This window comes from Enterobacter sichuanensis (genome assembly GCF_002939185.1).
GTDB classification, from domain to species: domain Bacteria; phylum Pseudomonadota; class Gammaproteobacteria; order Enterobacterales; family Enterobacteriaceae; genus Enterobacter; species Enterobacter sichuanensis.
The window spans coordinates 1-20,593 of record NZ_POVL01000065.1; the positions used below are offsets into that span (position 1 = coordinate 1).

The following is a 20,593-nucleotide window of genomic DNA, read 5'->3' on the forward strand; positions in this document are numbered from 1 at the left end:
AACCAATGAATTTTGCAGGCCGGCTAAGGCAAAGCCGCCACCCGGCTAGTCAGGCCGCACTCCACGCCACAATAAATTCCGCAATCCCATCCACATCATTTAAATTCAGTACCGGAACCTCAAGCGGCAACATAACATCACTGGCGACGGCAATCACATGCTCATCAAGCGTTAATTCGCTGACATCATGCCCGGCATCGCTTCTGAACAGCAGGATCTTTGGCACGGCCTCATGCTTAAACCCCTCAACCAGCACCAGATCCAGCGTGGAATGATCCATTCGACTCACCAGGTACGCGAGATCCAGAGGCGCTTCATCCGGCGTTTCTGTCATTAATGCCCAGCGCTGAGAACTTGCCACCATCGTTTGCGCTGCACCCGCTTTACGCAACTCATAGCTATCTTTGCCCGGTTTATCGACATCCATATTATGGTGGGTGTGCTTAATCAGTCCGGGACGGATACCTCTGGCACACAGCGCAGGAATGAGCTTTTTTAACAACGTGGTTTTCCCGGTGCCACTCCAGGCAGAAATAGCCAGAACAGGTCTCATCTTTTCTCCTGCATCATCTGCAACTCTTCACACGTATTCACGTTCACAAACGCTGCTTTCACATCGCTAAAATCAACGGAATGGCCGCCAGACTCGCGCATGAAGACCATCACTCTGCGTTCGCCTGCCGTGAGGTACTCCTGCAGAGCAGGTGCGAGCGATCGGTGCATCAACGCAATAGCAGGATGGTCACGCTCCCCGTCGTGTACCCAAACCACGGGTGCTGTACCACGAAGCCGGAACAGCCGCTCGACAAGACAGGGCGGAATAAAGGGCGTATCGCAGGGGCAGAAGATAAACCACTCGCCCTGAGACTGTTGCATAACGGAAAGCATACCGGCCAGCGGTCCCGGATAATCTTTCAGGTTATCCGGGTAAACGGCATACCCGCTGCGCTGGTAAGTGTCGATATGCCTGTTCGCACTGATGACCATTGTTGTCACCTGGTCTGCGAGTGTATCTGCGACACATTGCCATAGAGGTTTGCCGTTCAGACATTGTAACCCCTTATCTTTCCCACCCATTCGTGTCGCCCGACCACCAGCCAGAACGACCCCAATGATTTCCTGATTAAGATTCACGAATATCGCCTCTTTTATTGTGGGATTGACCCTGCTAACGTGTCACTCTAAATGAAAGGAGCACCACCATGAAATGTAAACGTCTGAATGAAGTTATTGAACTCCTCCAGCCCGCCTGGCAAAAAGAGCCAGAGCTGAATCTGATGCAATTTTTACAGAAACTGGCGAAAGAGTCAGGTTTTGACGGCGAACTGGCAGACCTTTCTGACGACATCCTGATCTATCATCTTAAAATGCGTGACTCTGCCAAAGATGCTGTTATTCCTGGTATTCAGAAAGATTATGAGGAAGATTTTAAGACTGCGTTGTTGCGCGCCCGAGGCGTAATTAAAGAGTAAAAGCTTGTAAGCGGCGGCACCGAAATCGCCACAAGATGATATCCTGAATCATTCGTATAATTTCCGGATGATCGGATGAACGACCAGGCTTTTACTTTCCAGACATTACACCCTGACACCATTATGGATGCCCTGTTTGAACAGGGCATTCGGGTGGATTCCGGGCTAACACCGTTAAACAGCTACGAAAACCGCGTCTATCAATTCCAGGACGAGGATCGTCAGCGCTTCGTCGTAAAGTTCTATCGTCCTGAACGCTGGTCCGCAGAACAGATTCAGGAAGAACATCAGTTTGCCCACGATCTGCTGGATGACGATGTCCCCGTTGCCGCACCGCTAAAATTCAATAACCAAACGCTCCTGACGCACGAAGGGTTTTATTACGCGATATTCCCGAGTCTGGGCGGTCGTCAGTTTGAAGCGGATAATATCGATCAGATGGAGTGGGTGGCTCGCTATCTGGGGCGCATACATCAGACGGGGCGTAAAAAAGCCTTTATTGCCCGTCCGACTATTGGCATTCAGGAATACCTTCTTGAACCACGTGGCATATTCGAAACATCTGCCATGATCCCCACTGCGCTAAAGGATGATTTCCTCAACGCTACCGATAAGCTTATTGCTGCGGTGAAAAACTGCTGGCGTGATGATATTTCCGTCCTGCGCCTGCATGGCGATTGTCACGCCGGAAATATTCTCTGGCGCGATGGCCCGCTCTTTGTCGATCTTGATGATGCGCGTATGGGGCCAGCGGTTCAGGACCTGTGGATGCTGCTCAATGGCGACAAAGCTGAGCAACGCATGCAGCTTGAAACCATTATTGAAGCCTATGAAGAATTTAGCCCATTTAATTCAGACGAAATTGCCCTGATTGAGCCTTTACGTGCTATGCGTTTTGTTTATTATCTCGCATGGTTAATCAGGCGTTGGGACGATCCCGCATTTCCTCGAAATTTCCCGTGGCTTACCGGAGAGGATTACTGGCGTAGCCAGATATCTACATTTACTGAGCAGGTCAAGGTTCTTCAGGAGCCCCCTCTGCAATTAACGCCGATGTATTAATTGGACACACCCAGGAGAGAGTTAATCATGAAAAAAATTTGGCTGGCGCTGGCAGGTATGATTCTGGCATTTAGCGCTTCTGCTGCGCAGTTTACCGACGGCAAACAGTACATCACGCTGGACAAACCGGTCGCTGGCGAGCCACAGGTTCTGGAGTTCTTCTCGTTCTATTGCCCACACTGCTATCAGTTTGAGCAGGTGCTGCATGTTTCTGACAACGTGAAGAAAAAACTGCCGGAAGGCACCAAAATGACCAAGTACCACGTTGAATTCCTGGGTCCATTGGGCAAAGATCTGACTCAGGCATGGGCGGTGGCTATGGCATTGGGCGTGGAAGATAAGATCACGTCGCCAATGTTTGAAGCCGTACAGAAAACCCAGACCGTTCAGACCACTGCGGATATCCGCAAAGTGTTCGTTGATGCCGGCGTGAAAGGTGAAGAGTACGATGCAGCATGGAACAGCTTCGTAGTGAAATCACTGGTTGCCCAGCAGGAAAAAGCGGCGGCTGATCTCCAGCTTCAGGGCGTTCCGGCGATGTTTGTTAACGGCAAATATCAGCTGAACATGCAGGGCATGGACACCAGCAGCATGGATATCTTTGTACAGCAGTATGCCGATACCGTGAAATACCTGGTTGAGAAGAAGTAATCTCACTGATGTGAAAACGCCGGTCACTGACCGGCGTTTTTGTATGAAGATTTTATATTGTCTATCTGTTCGTCTTTCTCTTTCCAGAGCGTATTAAGCCACTGCTGGAAACGACGTTTGAAATTCTTATCGTTTACATAGTCACCGTGCAGTTCAGCGTCTATCGGCACCAGCTCAACACGGACAACAATGCGCGTCAGTTTGCCGCTGAGCATATCGAAGAACGGCGTCTTATCGTTTTCCGGATAGCAGAGCGTGACGTTCAGCAGTTTATCGAACTGTGCGCCCAGCACATTCAGCGCCATCGCTATGCCCGCGGCCTTTGGCGGCAGCAGGTTCTGATAAGGGGAGCGCGTTTGCTGGCGCTTCTCTTGTGTAAACCGGGAGCCTTCAACGAAGTTCACGATGGTGGTGGGATGCGCGCGAAATTTTTCACAGGAACGGCGTGTTGTCTCCACGTCCTTACCGCGACGTTCTGGATGACGAATCAAATAGCTGCGCGAATAGCGTTTCATAAACGGCATATCGAGCGCCCAGCAGGCCAGTCCGATAAAAGGCACCCACGCGAGCTGCTGTTTCAGGAAGTATTTGTTCATGGGGATGTGTTTGCGGAAAAGCACACACAACACCACAATATCAGCCCAACTGTGATGATTACAGATCAGCAGATACCAGTTCTTTTTATTAAGGTTTTCCAGCCCTTCGACGTCCCACTTCAGATGCGGGTTCAGGCGCAGCAGGATCGCCAGACCTTCGCACCAGCAGTACATCATGAAGTTACAAAATGCGGATACGGCTCGCCACACCACAGGGACAGGCAGCAGCAGTTTAATGATCCCGGCGATAATGATCGGCACAGAGCAGGCGATAGTCACCAGGATAGTTAAAATGATGCTTAACAGTAAAGTTATTGCAGCGAGCAATCTCGACATGATTAGTCTTTTCAAGTAATTAGCTTTAAATGAGCGGCCGGCTATCTGGCGCTGGGCGCTGATTTTACCAGAAAACAGACAAAGTAATGGCGCTTTCATGTCAGGAGTGGGCCGCTTTCACCCTGGCGCAGAAGATTTCTCTATGATTCTTCGCTTATCAAGGCTTATATCCACATAGACTAAATTGTCATCAGTTGGCTCTATAGATAGGATCCAACACACTAACAATATGATTATTAAGATCTAAATATCATCCCATATGTCTTTTTTGCGTCTGTTATTCATATGAAGTGAAAATATACACAAACTTATCCACAGTTTTATTTTTGCGAGCGATCCTGACGATCGCAAAATCTTTTCCTGTATCTGGCGCTAATACCTGATGTTTTCATCCTTCTGTGGCATCCTTTAGGCATAAATTGATTAAAGGCACGGACATTATGGTTCAGATCCCAGAAAACCCTCTTATTCTCGTCGATGGCTCTTCTTACCTGTATCGGGCGTACCATGCGTTTCCTCCTCTGACCAACAGCGCAGGGGAACCTACCGGCGCAATGTACGGCGTGCTGAATATGCTGCGCAGCCTGATCCTTCAGTATCAGCCAACCCATGCGGCCGTCGTTTTCGATGCGAAAGGTAAAACGTTCCGCGATGAGTTGTTTGAGCATTACAAATCCCACCGTCCGCCAATGCCTGACGATCTGCGTGCGCAGATTGAGCCGCTGCACGCCATGGTGAAAGCGATGGGTCTGCCGCTGCTGGCCGTCTCAGGCGTTGAAGCGGATGACGTCATCGGTACGCTGGCGCGTGAAGCAGAAAAGATGGGCCGTCCGGTACTGATCAGCACCGGTGATAAAGATATGGCGCAGCTGGTGACGCCAGGGATCACCCTGATTAACACCATGACCAACACCATTCTGGGGCCGGAAGAGGTGGTCGCAAAGTATGGCGTGCCGCCAGAGCTGATTATCGATTTCCTCGCGTTGATGGGCGACTCCTCGGATAACATCCCTGGTGTGCCGGGCGTCGGTGAAAAAACGGCACAGGCGCTGCTGCAGGGGCTGGGCGGGCTGGATACGCTCTACGCGGAGTCGGATAAAATCGCCGGGCTCTCCTTCCGTGGGGCAAAAACCATGGCCGGAAAACTGGAAGAGAACAAAGAGGTGGCTTATCTCTCTTATCAGCTGGCGACCATCAAAACCGATGTCGAACTGGAACTGGGCTGTGAACAGCTGGAGGTACAACAGCCTTCCGCTGACGCGCTGCTGAGCCTGTTTAAGAAATACGAATTTAAACGCTGGACCACTGACGTGGAAGCCGGTAAATGGCTGCAGGCAAAAGGGGCCAAACCTGCTGCAAAGCCGAAGGAAACCATTGTTATTGATGCCGAAGAGCAGGCGGAAGAAGAAGCCGTGGCGCTTTCCTTCGACAACTATGAAACCATTCTTGAAGAATCGCAGCTCATTGCCTGGATTGAGAAACTGAAAAAGGCACCTGTCTTCGCTTTTGACACCGAAACAGACAGTCTCGATAACATCTCTGCCAATATGGTGGGCCTCTCCTTTGCGACAGAGCCGGGTGTTGCGGCCTATGTTCCTGTGGCGCATGATTATCTGGATGCGCCGGAGCAAATCTCGCGCGACCGTGTGCTTGAGTTGCTGAAGCCAATCCTGGAGGACGAAAAGGCGCTGAAGGTCGGGCAGAACCTCAAGTATGACCGCGGCATTTTGCAAAACTACGGCATTGAACTGCGTGGAATTGCCTTTGACACTATGCTCGAATCCTACATTCTGGATAGCGTCGCGGGCCGCCACGATATGGATTCCCTCTCTGACCGCTGGCTTAAGCACAAAACCATCACGTTTGAAGAGATTGCCGGTAAAGGGAAAAATCAGCTTACCTTTAACCAGATTGCTCTCGAAGAAGCCGGACGCTACGCTGCGGAAGACGCTGATGTCACGCTGCAGCTACACCTGAAGATGTGGCCAAAACTGCAGAAGCATGAAGGGCCGCTGAACGTATTCCAGAACATTGAGATGCCGCTGGTTCCCGTGCTTTCACGCATCGAACGTAACGGTGTCAAAATCGACCCGACGGTACTGCATAACCACTCCGGGGAGCTTGCCCAGCGCCTGACCGAGCTTGAGCAAAAGGCGCATGAGCTTGCCGGTGAGCCGTTTAATCTCTCCTCTCCGAAACAGCTGCAAACCATTCTGTTTGAAAAGCAGGGGATCAAACCGCTGAAGAAAACCCCTGGTGGCGCGCCATCAACTTCAGAAGAGGTTCTGGAAGAGCTGGCGCTGGATTATCCGCTGCCAAAAGTGATTCTGGAGTACCGCGGTCTGGCGAAGCTGAAATCGACCTACACCGATAAGCTGCCGCTGATGATCAACCCGAAAACGGGTCGTGTACACACCTCCTACCATCAGGCTGTCGCGGCAACGGGTCGTCTCTCGTCAACCGATCCAAACCTGCAGAACATCCCGGTACGTAACGAAGAAGGCCGTCGTATTCGCCAGGCCTTTATTGCACCCGATGACTATCTGATTGTTTCTGCGGACTACTCGCAAATTGAGCTGCGTATTATGGCGCACCTGTCCCGTGACAAGGGGCTATTGACGGCGTTTGCCGAAGGGAAGGATATCCACCGGGCGACCGCGGCGGAAGTCTTCGGTCTGCCACTGGAGAGCGTGACAAACGAACAGCGCCGCAGCGCGAAAGCGATCAACTTCGGGCTGATTTACGGCATGAGTGCATTTGGTCTTTCTCGCCAGCTTAATATCCCACGCAAAGAGTCGCAGAAGTATATGGATCTCTACTTTGAGCGTTATCCGGGCGTACTGGACTATATGGAACGCACCCGTGCTCAGGCGAAGGAGAAAGGCTACGTTGAAACCCTGGATGGCCGTCGTCTCTATTTACCGGACATTAAATCCAGCAACGCGGCACGTCGTGCGGGCGCAGAACGTGCAGCAATCAACGCCCCGATGCAGGGAACCGCAGCGGACATTATCAAGCGCGCCATGATCGCGGTGGATGCGTGGCTGGAACAGGAGAAGCCACGCGTGAAAATGATCATGCAGGTACACGATGAACTGGTATTCGAAGTGCACAAAGACGATCTTGATACCGTGTCGAAGAAGATCCACGAACTGATGGAAAGCAGCATGACACTTGACGTGCCGTTGCTGGTGGAAGTGGGAAGTGGTGAAAACTGGGATCAGGCTCACTAACGGTTCGGGCAATAACGCGCTTTTTATGTAAGTTAGCAACATAACGATGTGCGTTTTGTGACGATCATTAGAATTCCCTATGTAAAGAATGAAAAAAAACTACAAAAAGTGCTTTTTCTGCGGCAAAAAAAGGGGTAGAGTTAGCGACGTAGGGTACAGAGGTAAGATGTTCTATCTTTCAGACCTTTTACTTCACGTAATCGGATTTGGCTGAATATTTTAGCCGCCCCAGTCAGTAATGACTGGGGCGTTTTTTATTGTGGCAAAGAAAAATTCAGGTAAAAAAAAGCGCGGCCATTGCCGCGCCCGGTATCACTCTTCTTCCGCTTCCGTCGCGGGTTCCAGCTCGCTAAACCAGGTGTCGAGCTTCTGACGCAGCTTGTCCACGCCCTGCTTTTTCAGCGAGGAGAACGGCTCAACCTGTACGTCGCCGTTGAAGGCCAGCACCGCTTCGCGAACCATATTCACCTGCGCTTTGCGCGCACCGCTCGCCAGCTTATCCGCTTTTGTCAGCAGCACCAGCACGGCAATATCACTTGCGACAGCCCAGTCGATCATCTGCTGATCAAGGTCTTTCAGCGGGTGGCGAATATCCATCAGCACCACCAGACCTTTCAGGCACATGCGTTTTTCCAGGTATTCACCGAGCGCACGCTGCCACTTGATCTTCATCTCTTCCGGTACCTGGGCGTAACCGTAACCCGGTAAGTCGACCAGGCGTTTGCCATCGGCCACTTCAAACAGGTTAATCAGCTGGGTACGGCCAGGTGTTTTTGAGGTACGCGCCAGGTTCTTCTGATTGGTCAGCGTATTCAGTGCGCTGGATTTTCCCGCGTTTGAACGGCCAGCAAAGGCCACTTCGATACCGGTATCAGAAGGCAGGTGGCGAATATCGGGCGCACTGGTGACAAAATGCGTCTGTTGGTAGTTCCAGGTAGTCACGTGGTCGTCTCCAAAAATCGTAATCTGCGGGGGATTATACCTGAATGCGGGCAAAAGACTTTTTTCATTGCACTCCGCCTGTAGGCTTAAGCCCTGGCCGCTGTGAGAGATCGGCTATAAGTACTATGGGAGATTTCAGAGAAATCGCAGGGGTAAAAAAAGACAAACTGTTTTAAATCATAATCTTATTTCCGGGTAATTATCTGAAAATCCGTTTTTGTACCGTTTCGTTGCTTGTTAGTTTAAGCGAACACGGTAAAGTATGCGGCAAGGCGAGGAAGCCAACAGGACAATGACTTAAGGATAAGGGTCAGGAGCGCCAGGAGGCGAAGACGCAGGATTGTCAGGATGACAAACGCCTGGAGGCGTTTTAACAGGAAAGGGAACCGTATCACGGACGGTAGTAGCCAAGGGATAAACAGGGTTTGTTGTTGGCAAACAAGGAATGTCTGACCCGCTAAGGGTTGTGAGTCAGGAAAAAAGGCGACAGATTGCTCTGTCGCCTTTTTTCTTTGCTTGCTTTCTGCTAGATTTCGCCGCAATTCTATACTGAAGAAAACGACTTAAAGATAAAACATCATGAAAAAACCGACCTCCGCAGCGGGCGCTAAACGCCCTGCCAAAGCACGCCGCAAAACGCGCGAAGAACTGAACCAGGAAGCGCGCGATCGCAAACGCGATAAAAAACATCGCGGTCATGCGGCGGGTAGCCGTGCAAACGGTGGCGGTACAGCAGGTGCTTCTGCGAAAAATAAGCCGCAGAAAGATCCACGTATCGGCAGTAAAACTCCCATTCCACTGGGCGTGACAGACACCCCGGTTACTAAGCAGCACAAACCAAAGAGCGAGAAACCTATGCTTTCACCGCAGGCTGAGCTGGATTTGCTGGAGAACGATGAGCGCCTGGACGCGCTGCTGGAACGTCTTGAAGAGGGGGAAACCCTGACTGCGGAAGAGCAGTCATGGGTGGATGCTAAACTGGATCGCATCGACGAGCTGATGCAGAAGCTGGGCCTGTCATACGACGATGACGAAGATGAAGAAGAAGAAAAGCAGGAAGATATGATGCGTCTTCTGAAGGGTGGAAACTAACATTTGCACCCGGCAGGAACGATAGTCCTGCTTATAACCCTTCCGGTTGTATGTTATCTGGTGTGGTTATTCGTTAAACTACGGCGGTTGTCGCGGCGACAGAAGTGGCTGCGCACCCGATTAATGGCCCGCAATGGGGTCAGAACGGGCCGCCGTATACGAACGCGACACCAACGGAAGGAGTGAGCATGTCTGTACCATCTATCGACTGGGATTTGGCCCTGATCCAGAAATATAACTATTCCGGGCCGCGTTATACGTCATACCCCACCGCGCTGGAGTTCTCTGATGCCTTTGGCGAGGATGATTTTCAGCAGGCTGTCGCGCGCTATCCTGAGCGTCCGCTGTCGCTCTACGTCCATATTCCGTTCTGCCACAAGCTCTGTTATTTCTGCGGCTGCAATAAAATTGTGACCCGTCAGCAGCACAAAGCCGACCAATACCTTGATGCACTCGAACAAGAAATTGTGCATCGCGCGCCGCTGTTTGCCGGTCGTCACGTCAGCCAACTTCACTGGGGCGGCGGCACGCCAACCTATCTGAATAAAGCGCAGATCAGCCGTTTGATGACGCTTCTGCGCGGGCACTTCCATTTTAACGATGATGCTGAAATCTCGATCGAGGTCGATCCCCGCGAAATTGAGCTGGATGTGCTGGATCATTTACGCGCCGAAGGCTTCAATCGCCTGAGTATGGGCGTGCAGGACTTCAACAAAGAGGTCCAGCGTCTGGTCAACCGCGAGCAGGACGAAGAATTTATCTTTGCCTTACTCAACCATGCGCGTGACATTGGCTTCACTTCGACCAATATCGATCTGATTTATGGCCTGCCAAAGCAAACGCCGGAAAGCTTCGCCTTCACGCTGAAGCGCGTGTCCGAACTCAACCCGGACCGCCTGAGCGTCTTTAACTATGCGCATCTGCCGACGCTCTTTGCGGCTCAGCGCAAAATCAAAGACGCCGATCTCCCTTCCGCCCAACAGAAGCTGGATATCCTGCAGGAGACCATCACCTCGCTGACCGGGGCCGGCTATCAGTTTATTGGTATGGATCACTTTGCCCGTCCGGATGACGAGCTGGCTATTGCTCAGCGCGACGGGGTACTGCACCGTAACTTCCAGGGCTATACGACCCAGGGCGATACCGATCTGTTGGGGATGGGCGTCTCCGCCATCAGCATGATTGGCGACTGTTACGCGCAGAACCAGAAAGAGCTGAAGCTGTACTATCAGCAGGTGGATGAAACCGGAAACGCGCTGTGGCGCGGTATAGCGTTAACGCGTGACGACTGCATTCGTCGTGATGTGATTAAGGCACTGATCTGCAACTTCCGCCTCGATTTCAGCGATGTTGAGTCGCAATGGGATCTGCAGTTCAACGATTATTTTGCAGAGGATCTGAATCTTCTGGCACCGCTGGCGAAAGACGGGCTGGTGGCGGTATCGGAGAGTGCGATTGAGGTCACGCCGAAAGGGCGTCTGTTGATTCGTAATATTTGCATGTGTTTTGACGCCTACCTGCGGCAGAAAGCGCGTTTGCAGCAGTTCTCGCGGGTGATTTAAGCCGCAAAAGCACGAAAGGTAGGCCGGGTAAGGCGTAACCGCCACCCGGCTTTTCATTGACAGCTCGTTAGCTAAACAGCCCAACCAGCGCCGCACACAGCACAGCCGCAACGGCGGTTTGTGGCGTGTGGCTTTCAGCGGCTCCGCTAGAGAGCATAGTCACCAGTGTTTCCAGCATGATGTTCACCCCCAATTTCCGGGCACGATCATACAAAACTCAATGAAACAGTAAAGCGCAAAATAACGGCAATTTGCGCTCAATTAATAACCTTTACACAAGAGCGGATATTATTCCATACCCAGCTCTTTAAGCTTGCGCGTCAGGGTATTACGCCCCCACCCCAACAGGCGAGCGGCTTCCTGCTTATGGCCCTGGGTATGACGAAGCGCGGTGGTTAACAGCGTACGTTCCATCTCTGGCTGAGCTTCAGAAAGCAGGTTTTGATGACCGGAACGCAGCGCACGGTCGGCCCACTGTGCCAGCAGCGTCGCCCAGCTGTCCGGCAGCGCGTGCCCGGTACTGCTTTCGGGAGCCGTGGCTTCAAACAGCTCAGCCGGTAAATCCTGAATCAATACTTCCTGCCCGGCGGCCATCACGGTGAGCCAGCGGCAGGTATTTTCCAGCTGACGTACGTTGCCTGGCCACGCCAGACGCGTAAGCGCGGCATCGGTTTCCGGGTGAAGCTGTTTGGCCTCCACGCCCAGCTCACGGGCGGCCACCTGCAGGAAATGACGCGCCAGGCGAGGGATATCTTCACGACGTTCACGCAGCGGTGGCAGATGAACGCGAATCACGTTCAGGCGATGGAATAAATCCTCACGGAATTTACCTTCCTGTACCCGCTGCTCCAGGTTCTGGTGGGTCGCGGCAATAATACGCACATCCACCTTCACCGGCGCATAGCCGCCCACGCGATAAAACTGCCCGTCGGCCAGCACGCGCAGCAGGCGGGTCTGGACATCCAGCGGCATATCGCCGATCTCATCCAGGAACAACGTGCCGCCGTCAGCCTGTTCGAAGCGCCCCTGGCGAATGGTATTCGCACCGGTAAATGCCCCTTTTTCATGGCCGAACAGTTCGGACTCAATCAGGTCCTTCGGGATTGCCGCCATATTCAGAGCAATAAACGGCGCTTTTGCCCGCGGGCTGTGGCGATGTAATGCATGCGCTACAAGCTCTTTACCGGTTCCTGATTCACCGTTAATCAATACGCTGATGGATGAGCGGGACAAACGGCCAATAATGCGAAACACATCCTGCATCGCCGGCGCTTCGCCGATGATGTCTGTCGTTGGACCAAAATCGGGCGTATGGCGCGGCTGTTGCTGCTCCTGATAATGGCTAATCGCGCGCTCAACCAGCGCCACGGCTTCGTCGATATCAAACGGTTTGGGCAGGTAATCGAACGCCCCTTGCTGATAGGCGCTCACCGCGGCATCCAGATCGGAGTGTGCCGTCATGATGATGACCGGAAGCATGGGGTGGCGTTGTTTGATCTGCTTTAACAGCGCCAGCCCGTCCATACCCGGCATACGAATATCCGAAAGCAGCACGTCCGGCGTTTTAGTGGTGAGTGCGTCGAGCACTTCGCTGCCGCTCTCAAACGTCGTGCAGCTTAATCCTGCCCCTGTGAGCGCGCGTTCAAGCACCCAACGGATGGAGCTATCGTCATCGACTACCCAGACTATCCCTCGTTGCATAAACGTCACCTTTATTTTTTAATCGGCAGGAAAACCGAAAACTCGGTATGTCCCGGCCAACTGGTAAATTCAATTTTTCCAGAGTGTTGGTCGATCAAACTGCGGGCAATGGATAAGCCCAGGCCGGTCCCGCCTTCGCGCCCGCTGACCATCGGGTAGAACAGGGTATCCTGCAAATGCGAGGGAATACCGGGCCCGTTATCCTCAACGTCGATTCGGGCTGCCAGACGGTAGCGCACGCCGTGTAACGTCAGCTGGAAAGCGGTGCGGGTGCGTAAAACAATCTCGCCCCCTTCCGGCCCCAGCGCCTGCAGCGCATTGCGCACAATGTTCAACAGGACCTGTTCTATCTGGTCCGGGTCATGCGCCAGTTCCGGCAGGCTTGGGTCGTAATCACGCACCAGCGTGACGTTCTCCGGCAGCTCCATAGAGACGAGTTTCACCACCCGTTCAGCCACTTTATGGATGCTTTCTGTGACATGCATTCCCGGCTGTTGCGGCCCGAGAAGACGATCAACCAGATTACGCAGACGGTCTGCCTGCTCAATGATGACGTTGGTGTACTCCGCCAGCGCAGGGTCGGGCAGCGCCTTGGTCAGAAGCTGCGCTGCGCCGCGTAACCCACCCAGCGGGTTTTTGATTTCATGCGCCAGGCCCCGTACCAGATCGCGGGCGGCAATTTGCTGCGCATGCTGAAGCTGTTCCTGGCTCAGTCGACGCTGATTATCCATCGGCGCCATTTCCAGCAGGATCAATCCTTCAGGAAGACGTTGCGCGGTAAGCGACAGAATATGCGAGCGCCCGTCGATCACCAGCGTCACTTCGTTATCGGTGAACCCCTGGCCCGCCTGCAAACTTTCCTGCATCAGGCCAATATTCAGTGAAAAATAGCTCAGGAGTTCCGGAAGCGGGGTGCCAAACAGTTTACGCGCGCTTTGGGCAAGCAGCTGCTGCGCCGCCGGGTTGGCGTAATGCACGGCCAGCTCGTCATCGACCAGCAAAATGCTGTTAATCAAAGAATTGAGGATCTGCCCAGCATCGGGCAGCGTGCCAGTTGCCATTCAGCAGTCTCCTGGAGTTGTTTGCACTAATTTAGTGCAGTATAGCGTTTTCGGCGTAAAAAGCGCGTGAGATCAGGTTGTTGGTGGAGAAAAAAGCCCATCCGGAGATGGGCTAAAAGTTTCCACGGCAACTACTCCCGGCGCTTGTCACGCCGGGTAAAACAACTTAATTAAACGCTGTAGTACAGTTCGAACTCAACCGGATGCGGAGTCATGCGCACGCGGTCGTTCTCTTCGGTACGCAGGGCGATGTAAGCATCGATAGCGTCGTCAGTGAATACGCCACCTGCAGTCAGGAACTCGCGGTCTGCGTCCAGCGCCTGCAGGGCTTCTTCCAGAGAGCCAGCAACCTGTGGGATCTCTTTCGCTTCTTCTGGCGGCAGGTCGTACAGGTTTTTGTCCATCGCTTCGCCTGGGTGGATCTTGTTCTTAATACCATCCAGACCCGCCATCAGCAGTGCTGCGAAGCACAGGTATGGGTTAGCCGCTGGATCCGGGAAGCGAACTTCGATACGACGCGCTTTAGGAGACGCCACCACCGGGATACGGATAGAAGCAGAACGGTTACGCGCAGAGTAAGCCAGCATCACTGGCGCTTCGTAGCCCGGGACCAGACGCTTGTAGGAGTTAGTGGTTGGGTTCGCCAGGGCGTTGATCGCTTTAGCATGCTTGATTACGCCGCCAATGTAGTACAGCGCCTGCTCAGACAGACCGGCATACTTGTCGCCAGAGAACAGGTTGGTACCGTTCTTGGACAGAGACATGTGGCAGTGCATACCGGAACCGTTATCGCCAAACATCGGTTTTGGCATGAAGGTCGCGGTTTTACCGAAACGGTGCGCAACGTTGTGCACAACGTATTTGTAGATCTGAATTTCGTCCGCTTTTTTGGTCATGGTGTTGAAGCGGGTAGCCACTTCGTTCTGACCAGCCGTTGCCACTTCGTGGTGGTGCGCTTCAACCACCAGGCCCATCTCTTCCATCACCAGACACATGGTGGAACGAATGTCCTGTGCAGAGTCGACCGGAGGAACCGGGAAATAGCCGCCTTTCACGCCAGGACGGTGACCTTTGTTACCACCTTCGTATTTGGTGGAAGAGTTCCATGCGCCTTCGATGTCATCGATAGCAACGTGGGAACCAGAAATAGACGCGCCGAAACGGATGTCATCGAACAGGAAGAATTCTGGCTCTGGCCCGAACAGAACGGTGTCTGCGATGCCGGTAGAACGCAGGTACTCTTCAGCGCGTTTCGCGATAGAACGTGGGTCGCGGTCGTAGCCCTGCAGGGTGCCTGGCTCGAGGATGTCGCAACGGATAATCAGAGTAGGTTCTTCGAAGAACGGATCAATGACCGCAGTGGTTGCATCTGGCATCAGAACCATGTCGGATTCGTTAATGCCTTTCCAGCCACCAATGGAGGAGCCGTCAAACATTTTGCCTTCTTCGAAGAATTCGGCGTTCACCTGATGAGCAGGGATTGTGACGTGCTGTTCTTTACCTTTGGTATCGGTGAAGCGCAGATCAACAAACTTCACTTCATGTTCGTTCAGCATCGTCAAAACGTGTTCAGCGGACATACTTAACTCTCCAGATTGGTCATTGTCGTCGTGGTAACGAGGTCTTCAGTTTCTGTTTGTACTGGCTGTTGCCATGTATTTTTTATAAAGCGAAATCTGTGCCAACTTTTAAAACACCCCAAAAAGGCGTTATCATGCGCACCATAGTGCAAAAGGGCTGCACCACAATGGTTATGTTGCACCAGTATAGTGCTTCAGTGTGAACACTGAGCACCATATTGGTGCAATTTTCGTTAAAGTGCCCTTTTTCGCTCCGTGAAAGCGATCACAAAGCATCTCTGCGATACTTGTTTGCGGAGGATGTTTGTGATCCTGTTTTGTAGTGCGATTAATCCGTGTACAATAACGCGCTATTTCTAATGCCTGAGGCAAAGTTGTGATCGAAAATTTGCGTAACATCGCCATCATCGCGCACGTTGACCATGGTAAAACTACCCTGGTTGATAAGCTGCTGCAGCAATCCGGTACGTTTGATGCGCGTGCCGAAACTCAAGAGCGTGTGATGGACTCCAACGATTTGGAGAAAGAGCGTGGGATTACCATCCTCGCGAAAAACACCGCTATTAAATGGAATGACTACCGTATCAACATCGTTGATACCCCAGGGCACGCCGACTTCGGTGGTGAAGTTGAGCGCGTGATGTCCATGGTGGATTCCGTGCTGCTGGTGGTTGACGCCTTTGACGGCCCTATGCCGCAAACGCGCTTCGTGACCAAAAAAGCATTTGCCCATGGCCTGAAACCTATTGTTGTTATCAACAAGGTTGACCGTCCTGGCGCACGTCCTGACTGGGTTGTTGATCAGGTATTCGACCTGTTCGTTAACCTCGACGCGACCGACGAACAGCTGGACTTCCCTATCATTTACGCTTCTGCGCTGAATGGTATCGCGGGTCTGGATCACGAAGATATGGCGGAAGACATGACCCCGCTGTATCAGGCGATTGTCGATCACGTACCGGCACCGGATGTTGATCTGGATGGTCCACTGCAGATGCAGATCTCCCAGCTGGACTACAACAACTACGTTGGCGTCATCGGTATCGGCCGTATCAAACGCGGTAAAGTGAAGCCAAACCAGCAGGTTACTATCATCGATAGCGAAGGTAAAACCCGTAACGGTAAAGTCGGCAAAGTGCTGACTCACTTGGGTCTGGAGCGTATCGACAGCGATCTGGCTGAAGCGGGCGACATCATCGCTATCACCGGTCTGGGCGAGCTGAACATCTCTGACACCATCTGCGATCCGCAGAACGTGGAAGCGCTGCCAGCCCTGTCTGTTGATGAACCAACCGTTACCATGTTCTTCAACGTCAACACCTCTCCGTTCTGTGGTAAAGAAGGTAAATTCGTTACCTCTCGTCAGATCCTTGACCGCCTGAACAAAGAGCTGGTGCACAACGTTGCGCTGCGCGTTGAAGAAACCGAAGACGCTGATGCATTCCGCGTTTCTGGTCGTGGCGAGCTGCACCTGTCTGTTCTGATCGAAAACATGCGTCGTGAAGGTTTCGAAATGGCGGTTTCCCGTCCGAAAGTTATCTTCCGCGAAATCGACGGCCGTAAACAAGAGCCGTTCGAAAACGTGACGCTGGACGTTGAAGAGCAGCACCAGGGTTCTGTGATGCAGGCGCTGGGTGAGCGTAAAGGTGACCTGAAAAACATGAATCCAGATGGCAAAGGCCGCGTACGTCTCGACTACGTGATCCCAAGCCGTGGCCTGATCGGCTTCCGTTCTGAATTCATGACCATGACCTCTGGTACCGGTCTGCTGTACTCTACCTTCAGCCACTACGACGACGTGCGTCCGGGTGAAGTTGGCCAGCGTAACAACGGCGTACTGATCTCCAACGGTCAGGGTAAGGCGGTTGCGTTTGCGCTGTTCGGTCTGCAGGATCGCGGCAAGCTGTTCCTGGGTCACGGTGCTGAAGTTTATGAAGGCCAGATCATCGGTATTCACAGTCGTTCTAACGACCTGACTGTAAACTGCCTGACCGGTAAGAAACTGACCAACATGCGTGCGTCCGGTACTGACGAAGCAACGGTTCTGGTTCCACCGATCAAGATGACCCTGGAGCAGGCTCTGGAATTCATCGACGACGACGAACTGGTAGAAGTGACGCCACTGTCTATCCGTATCCGTAAACGTCACCTGACCGAGAACGATCGTAAACGTGCTATGCGCGGTGCGAAAGAAGAGTAATTCACTCCTCTCTGGTCAACAAAACCCCGTCCTTGTGGCGGGGTTTTTCTTTTTCTACCCGGCGTGGACTTCATAGCCAAACCTTATCTTTCCCGCTACAGTTACTTTTCCACGGCGAGCAGGAGATAAACATGCTTTATATCTTTGATTTAGGAAACGTAATCGTCGATATCGATTTCAATCGGGTGCTGGGCGCATGGAGCGATTTTAGCCGTGTTCCGCTGGCGACGTTAAAGCAGAATTTCACAATGGGCGAGACCTTCCACCAGCATGAGCGCGGTGAGATCAGCGATGAAGAATTCGCGGAACGTTTCTGCCAGGAGATGGATCTACCGTTAAGCTACGAGCAGTTTTCCCACGGCTGGCAGGCGGTTTTTGTCGCCATACGGCCTGAGGTGATCGACATCATGCATAAATTGCGCGAGCAGGGCCACCGGGTGGTTGTGCTGTCGAATACCAACCGCCTGCACACCACGTTCTGGCCTGAGGAGTACCCTGAGGTTAAGGCCGCCGCAGACAAAATCTACCTCTCTCAGGAGATGGGGATGCGTAAACCTGAAGCGCGAATTTATCAGGCTGTTCTCCAGGCGGAAGGATTTACCGCGGCCGATGCGGTCTTTTTCGACGACAATGCCGATAATATAGAGGGAGCTAACCAGTTGGGTATCACGTCTGTTCTGGTGACCGGAAAAGAGACGATACCAAACTACTTTGCGAAGCAGTTATGCTAAAAACCGTTCATCAAAAAGCCACGCACCATACTCGCCCGCTCAGGGCCTGGCTGAAACTGCTCTGGCACCGCATTGATGAGGACAACATGACCACGCTGGCAGGTAACCTCGCCTACGTGTCGTTGCTCTCATTAGTGCCGCTGGTGGCGGTTATCTTTGCCCTGTTTTCCGCTTTTCCGATGTTTGCCGACGTCAGCCTGCAGCTTCGCCATTTTGTCTTCGCCAATTTCATTCCCGCAACCGGGGATGTCATACAGAACTACATTGAGCAGTTTGTGGCTAACTCCAGCAAGATGACGGCAGTGGGGGCGTGCGGCCTTATCGTGACGGCGCTGTTATTGATGTACGCCATTGATAACGCGCTGAACACTATCTGGCGGAGTAAAAAGACACGGCCAAAGGTGTATTCCTTTGCCGTGTACTGGATGATCCTCACGCTTGGGCCGTTGCTGGCCGGTGCGAGTCTGGCGATCAGTTCGTATCTGCTGTCACTGCGTTGGGCCAGCGATCTCAACGGCGCCATTGATAACGTGTTGCGTATCTTCCCGCTGATTTTGTCGTGGCTCTCTTTCTGGCTGCTCTACAGCGTGGTGCCGACCACGCGCGTGCCTAACCGTGATGCCGTTGTTGGCGCGCTGGTGGCGGCGGTGCTCTTCGAACTGGGCAAGAAGGGGTTTGCCCTTTACATCACCATGTTCCCGTCCTATCAGCTGATTTATGGCGTGCTGGCGGTGATCCCTATTTTGTTTGTCTGGGTTTACTGGACCTGGTGTATCGTCTTGCTTGGTGCGGAAATAACTGTCACTCTCGGCGTATACCGCGAACTTAAAAAAGCAGCAGAAGCTGAAAAACAACAAGAAGCAGACCAACCATGATTGCATTGATACAGCGCGTAACCCGTGCCAGCGTCACCGTGGAGGGAGAGGTGACGGGTGAAATTGGCCCAGGACTTTTGGTGTTGTTAGGTGTCGAAAAGGATGATGACGAACAAAAAGCCAACCGCTTGTGTGAGCGCGTGCTGGGCTACCGTATTTTCAGCGATGCGGAAGGCAAGATGAACCTGAACGTCCAGCAGGCGGGCGGCAGCGTGCTGGTGGTTTCCCAGTTTACGCTGGCCGCCGATACCGAGCGCGGCATGCGCCCGAGTTTCTCTAAAGGCGCCGCGCCGGATCGTGCAGAAGCACTTTATGAATACTTTGTTGAGCGTTGTCGCCAGCAGGAAATGAATACGCAAACCGGACGATTCGCTGCAGATATGCAGGTTTCGCTGGTGAACGATGGCCCCGTCACATTCTGGCTCCAGGTATGAGCCAGCTGGCGGCTTGGCCGCGGGTAACAAGAGAGAGTACAGCTATGTATCACCTTCGAGTACCGCAAACGGAAGAAGAGTTAGAAGCTTATTACCAGTTCCGCTGGGAAATGCTGCGCAAGCCATTACATCAGCCTAAAGGGTCTGAACGTGACGCCTGGGACGCGATGGCCCACCATCAGATGGTGATGGACGAAGAGGGGAACCTCGTCGCCGTCGGGCGTTTGTATATCAACGCCGATAACGAAGCCTCTATTCGCTTTATGGCGGTTCATCCCTCCGTGCAGGACAAAGGTCTGGGAACGCTGATGGCGATGACCCTGGAGTCCGTTGCCCGCCAGGAAGGCGTTAAGCGCGTCACCTGTAGCGCCCGTGAAGATGCTGTCGAGTTCTTTGCCAAGCTCGGTTTTGTGAATCAGGGGGAGATCACGACCCCGCAAACCACGCCAATTCGCCATTTTTTGATGATTAAGCCCATCGCCACGCTGGATGATATTCTCCATCGCGCCGACTGGTGCGGACAGCTCCAGCAGGCCTGGTATCAGCACATTCCGCTCAGTGAAAAAATGGGCGTACGCATTCAGCAGTACACCGGGCAAAAATTTATTACCACCATGCCGGAAACCGGCAATCAGAACCCGCACCACACGCTGTTTGCCGGCAGCCTGTTTTCGCTCGCCACGCTCACCGGCTGGGGGCTTATCTGGCTAATGCTGCGCGAGCGCCATCTGGGCGGCACGATCATTCTTGCCGATGCGCACATCCGTTATAGCGCTCCGATAAGCGGCAAGCCGAGCGCCGTGGCCGATCTGGGTTCACTGGGTGGCGATCTGGACCGTCTGGCACGCGGTCGCAAGGCCCGCGTACAGATGCAGGTTGAACTGTTTGGCGATAAAACACCGGGCGCGGTGTTTGAAGGCACCTATATCGTTCTTCCGGCTAAGCCGTTTGGCGCGTATGAAGAGGGTGGGAACGAGGAGGAGTAAGGTTCCCCGATGTTATCGCCGGGCGGAGTTGATCCGCCAGGCGATTGCCATAGTAACGTTCTTTTCACTGTATTAATAT

At 53.0% G+C, this 20,593-nt stretch carries 20 protein-coding genes; 12 read left to right on the top strand and 8 right to left on the bottom strand.

The features are described 5' to 3' along the window. Window positions 1–49: 49 nt before the first annotated feature. Window positions 50–553, bottom strand: coding sequence for a molybdopterin-guanine dinucleotide biosynthesis protein MobB (gene mobB / locus C5687_RS21215; protein WP_025759572.1), 504 nt, complete (start codon window positions 551–553; stop codon window positions 50–52). Then, window positions 550–1,134 (bottom strand): molybdenum cofactor guanylyltransferase MobA, encoded by a 585-nt coding sequence (gene mobA / locus C5687_RS21220; RefSeq protein ID WP_104557815.1) that lies wholly within the window; start codon window positions 1,132–1,134, stop codon window positions 550–552. Before mobA ends, mobB begins: the two co-directional genes overlap by 4 nt. A gap of 68 nt (window positions 1,135–1,202) precedes the next feature. On the opposite strand from mobA, the gene C5687_RS21225 reads away from it, so the two are divergent. The 3 genes from C5687_RS21225 to dsbA all read left to right on the top strand — a co-directional run bounded on the left by C5687_RS21225 (window position 1,203) and on the right by dsbA (window position 3,185). Then, on the top strand, window positions 1,203–1,472 hold the full coding sequence (locus C5687_RS21225) for a YihD family protein (RefSeq protein WP_003861904.1): 270 nt from the start codon (window positions 1,203–1,205) through the stop codon (window positions 1,470–1,472). Between the two features lie 75 nt (window positions 1,473–1,547). Then, window positions 1,548–2,534, top strand: coding sequence for a serine/threonine protein kinase (locus C5687_RS21230; RefSeq protein WP_104557817.1), 987 nt, complete (start codon window positions 1,548–1,550; stop codon window positions 2,532–2,534). Between the two features lie 27 nt (window positions 2,535–2,561). Next, window positions 2,562–3,185 carry a thiol:disulfide interchange protein DsbA gene (gene dsbA / locus C5687_RS21235; protein WP_045285687.1) on the top strand — a complete coding sequence of 208 codons (624 nt, stop codon included), beginning with the start codon at window positions 2,562–2,564 and terminating at the stop codon, window positions 3,183–3,185. A 23-nt stretch (window positions 3,186–3,208) separates the two neighbouring features. On the opposite strand, the gene C5687_RS21240 is transcribed toward dsbA, so the two are convergent. Beyond that, entirely contained in the window at window positions 3,209–4,117 is a 909-nt protein-coding gene (locus tag C5687_RS21240) for an acyltransferase (protein ID WP_025759568.1), read from the bottom strand. Between the two features lie 440 nt (window positions 4,118–4,557). On the opposite strand from C5687_RS21240, the gene polA reads away from it, so the two are divergent. Both polA and spfP read left to right on the top strand, forming a co-directional pair. Then, a complete protein-coding gene (gene polA / locus C5687_RS21250; protein WP_025759567.1) occupies window positions 4,558–7,350 on the top strand; it encodes a DNA polymerase I in 2,793 nt (930 codons plus the stop codon). 166 nt (window positions 7,351–7,516) lie between these two features. Beyond that, the gene (gene spfP / locus C5687_RS25450; RefSeq protein WP_071892919.1) at window positions 7,517–7,564 is read left to right on the top strand and encodes a small protein SpfP; all 48 of its coding nucleotides are present in this window, start codon (window positions 7,517–7,519) and stop codon (window positions 7,562–7,564) included. A 98-nt stretch (window positions 7,565–7,662) separates the two neighbouring features. Here spfP and yihA read toward each other — a convergent pair whose 3' ends face one another. Further along, entirely contained in the window at window positions 7,663–8,292 is a 630-nt protein-coding gene (yihA, locus tag C5687_RS21255) for a ribosome biogenesis GTP-binding protein YihA/YsxC (RefSeq protein ID WP_045285688.1), read from the bottom strand. A 579-nt stretch (window positions 8,293–8,871) separates the two neighbouring features. Here yihA and yihI point away from each other — a divergent pair. Next, window positions 8,872–9,384: a Der GTPase-activating protein YihI gene (gene yihI / locus C5687_RS21260; RefSeq protein WP_025759565.1), complete on the top strand. Its 513-nt coding sequence runs from the start codon at window positions 8,872–8,874 to the stop codon at window positions 9,382–9,384. A 188-nt stretch (window positions 9,385–9,572) separates the two neighbouring features. Then, the gene (hemN, locus tag C5687_RS21270) at window positions 9,573–10,946 is read left to right on the top strand and encodes an oxygen-independent coproporphyrinogen III oxidase (RefSeq protein WP_104557819.1); all 1,374 of its coding nucleotides are present in this window, start codon (window positions 9,573–9,575) and stop codon (window positions 10,944–10,946) included. Between the two features lie 67 nt (window positions 10,947–11,013). Here the strand turns inward: hemN and C5687_RS24650 are convergent, their stop codons facing one another. The 4 genes from C5687_RS24650 to glnA all read right to left on the bottom strand — a co-directional run bounded on the left by C5687_RS24650 (window position 11,014) and on the right by glnA (window position 15,288). Then, on the bottom strand, window positions 11,014–11,124 hold the full coding sequence (locus C5687_RS24650; RefSeq protein ID WP_095450691.1) for a YshB family small membrane protein: 111 nt from the start codon (window positions 11,122–11,124) through the stop codon (window positions 11,014–11,016). A gap of 110 nt (window positions 11,125–11,234) precedes the next feature. Next, a complete protein-coding gene (gene glnG, locus C5687_RS21275; RefSeq protein ID WP_020883985.1) occupies window positions 11,235–12,647 on the bottom strand; it encodes a nitrogen regulation protein NR(I) in 1,413 nt (470 codons plus the stop codon). A gap of 11 nt (window positions 12,648–12,658) precedes the next feature. Further along, window positions 12,659–13,708: a nitrogen regulation protein NR(II) gene (gene glnL, locus C5687_RS21280; protein ID WP_045285690.1), complete on the bottom strand. Its 1,050-nt coding sequence runs from the start codon at window positions 13,706–13,708 to the stop codon at window positions 12,659–12,661. Window positions 13,709–13,878: 170 nt separating this feature from the next. Further along, window positions 13,879–15,288: a glutamate--ammonia ligase gene (glnA, locus tag C5687_RS21290; RefSeq protein ID WP_008501856.1), complete on the bottom strand. Its 1,410-nt coding sequence runs from the start codon at window positions 15,286–15,288 to the stop codon at window positions 13,879–13,881. A 376-nt stretch (window positions 15,289–15,664) separates the two neighbouring features. Between glnA and typA the strand changes: the two genes are divergently transcribed. The 5 genes from typA to fabY all read left to right on the top strand — a co-directional run bounded on the left by typA (window position 15,665) and on the right by fabY (window position 20,514). Next, entirely contained in the window at window positions 15,665–17,488 is a 1,824-nt protein-coding gene (gene typA / locus C5687_RS21300) for a ribosome-dependent GTPase TypA (protein ID WP_008501854.1), read from the top strand. A 131-nt stretch (window positions 17,489–17,619) separates the two neighbouring features. Then, entirely contained in the window at window positions 17,620–18,219 is a 600-nt protein-coding gene (gene yihX / locus C5687_RS21305; RefSeq protein ID WP_047959731.1) for a glucose-1-phosphatase, read from the top strand. Then, window positions 18,213–19,094: a virulence factor BrkB family protein gene (locus C5687_RS21310; protein ID WP_045285692.1), complete on the top strand. Its 882-nt coding sequence runs from the start codon at window positions 18,213–18,215 to the stop codon at window positions 19,092–19,094. The genes yihX and C5687_RS21310 overlap by 7 nt, the downstream gene beginning before the upstream one ends. Then, window positions 19,091–19,528 carry a D-aminoacyl-tRNA deacylase gene (gene dtd / locus C5687_RS21315; RefSeq protein WP_008501836.1) on the top strand — a complete coding sequence of 146 codons (438 nt, stop codon included), beginning with the start codon at window positions 19,091–19,093 and terminating at the stop codon, window positions 19,526–19,528. Before C5687_RS21310 ends, dtd begins: the two co-directional genes overlap by 4 nt. A 44-nt stretch (window positions 19,529–19,572) precedes the next feature. Next, window positions 19,573–20,514, top strand: coding sequence for a fatty acid biosynthesis protein FabY (gene fabY / locus C5687_RS21320; RefSeq protein WP_025759561.1), 942 nt, complete (start codon window positions 19,573–19,575; stop codon window positions 20,512–20,514). The last annotated feature ends 79 nt before the right edge of the window (window positions 20,515–20,593 follow it).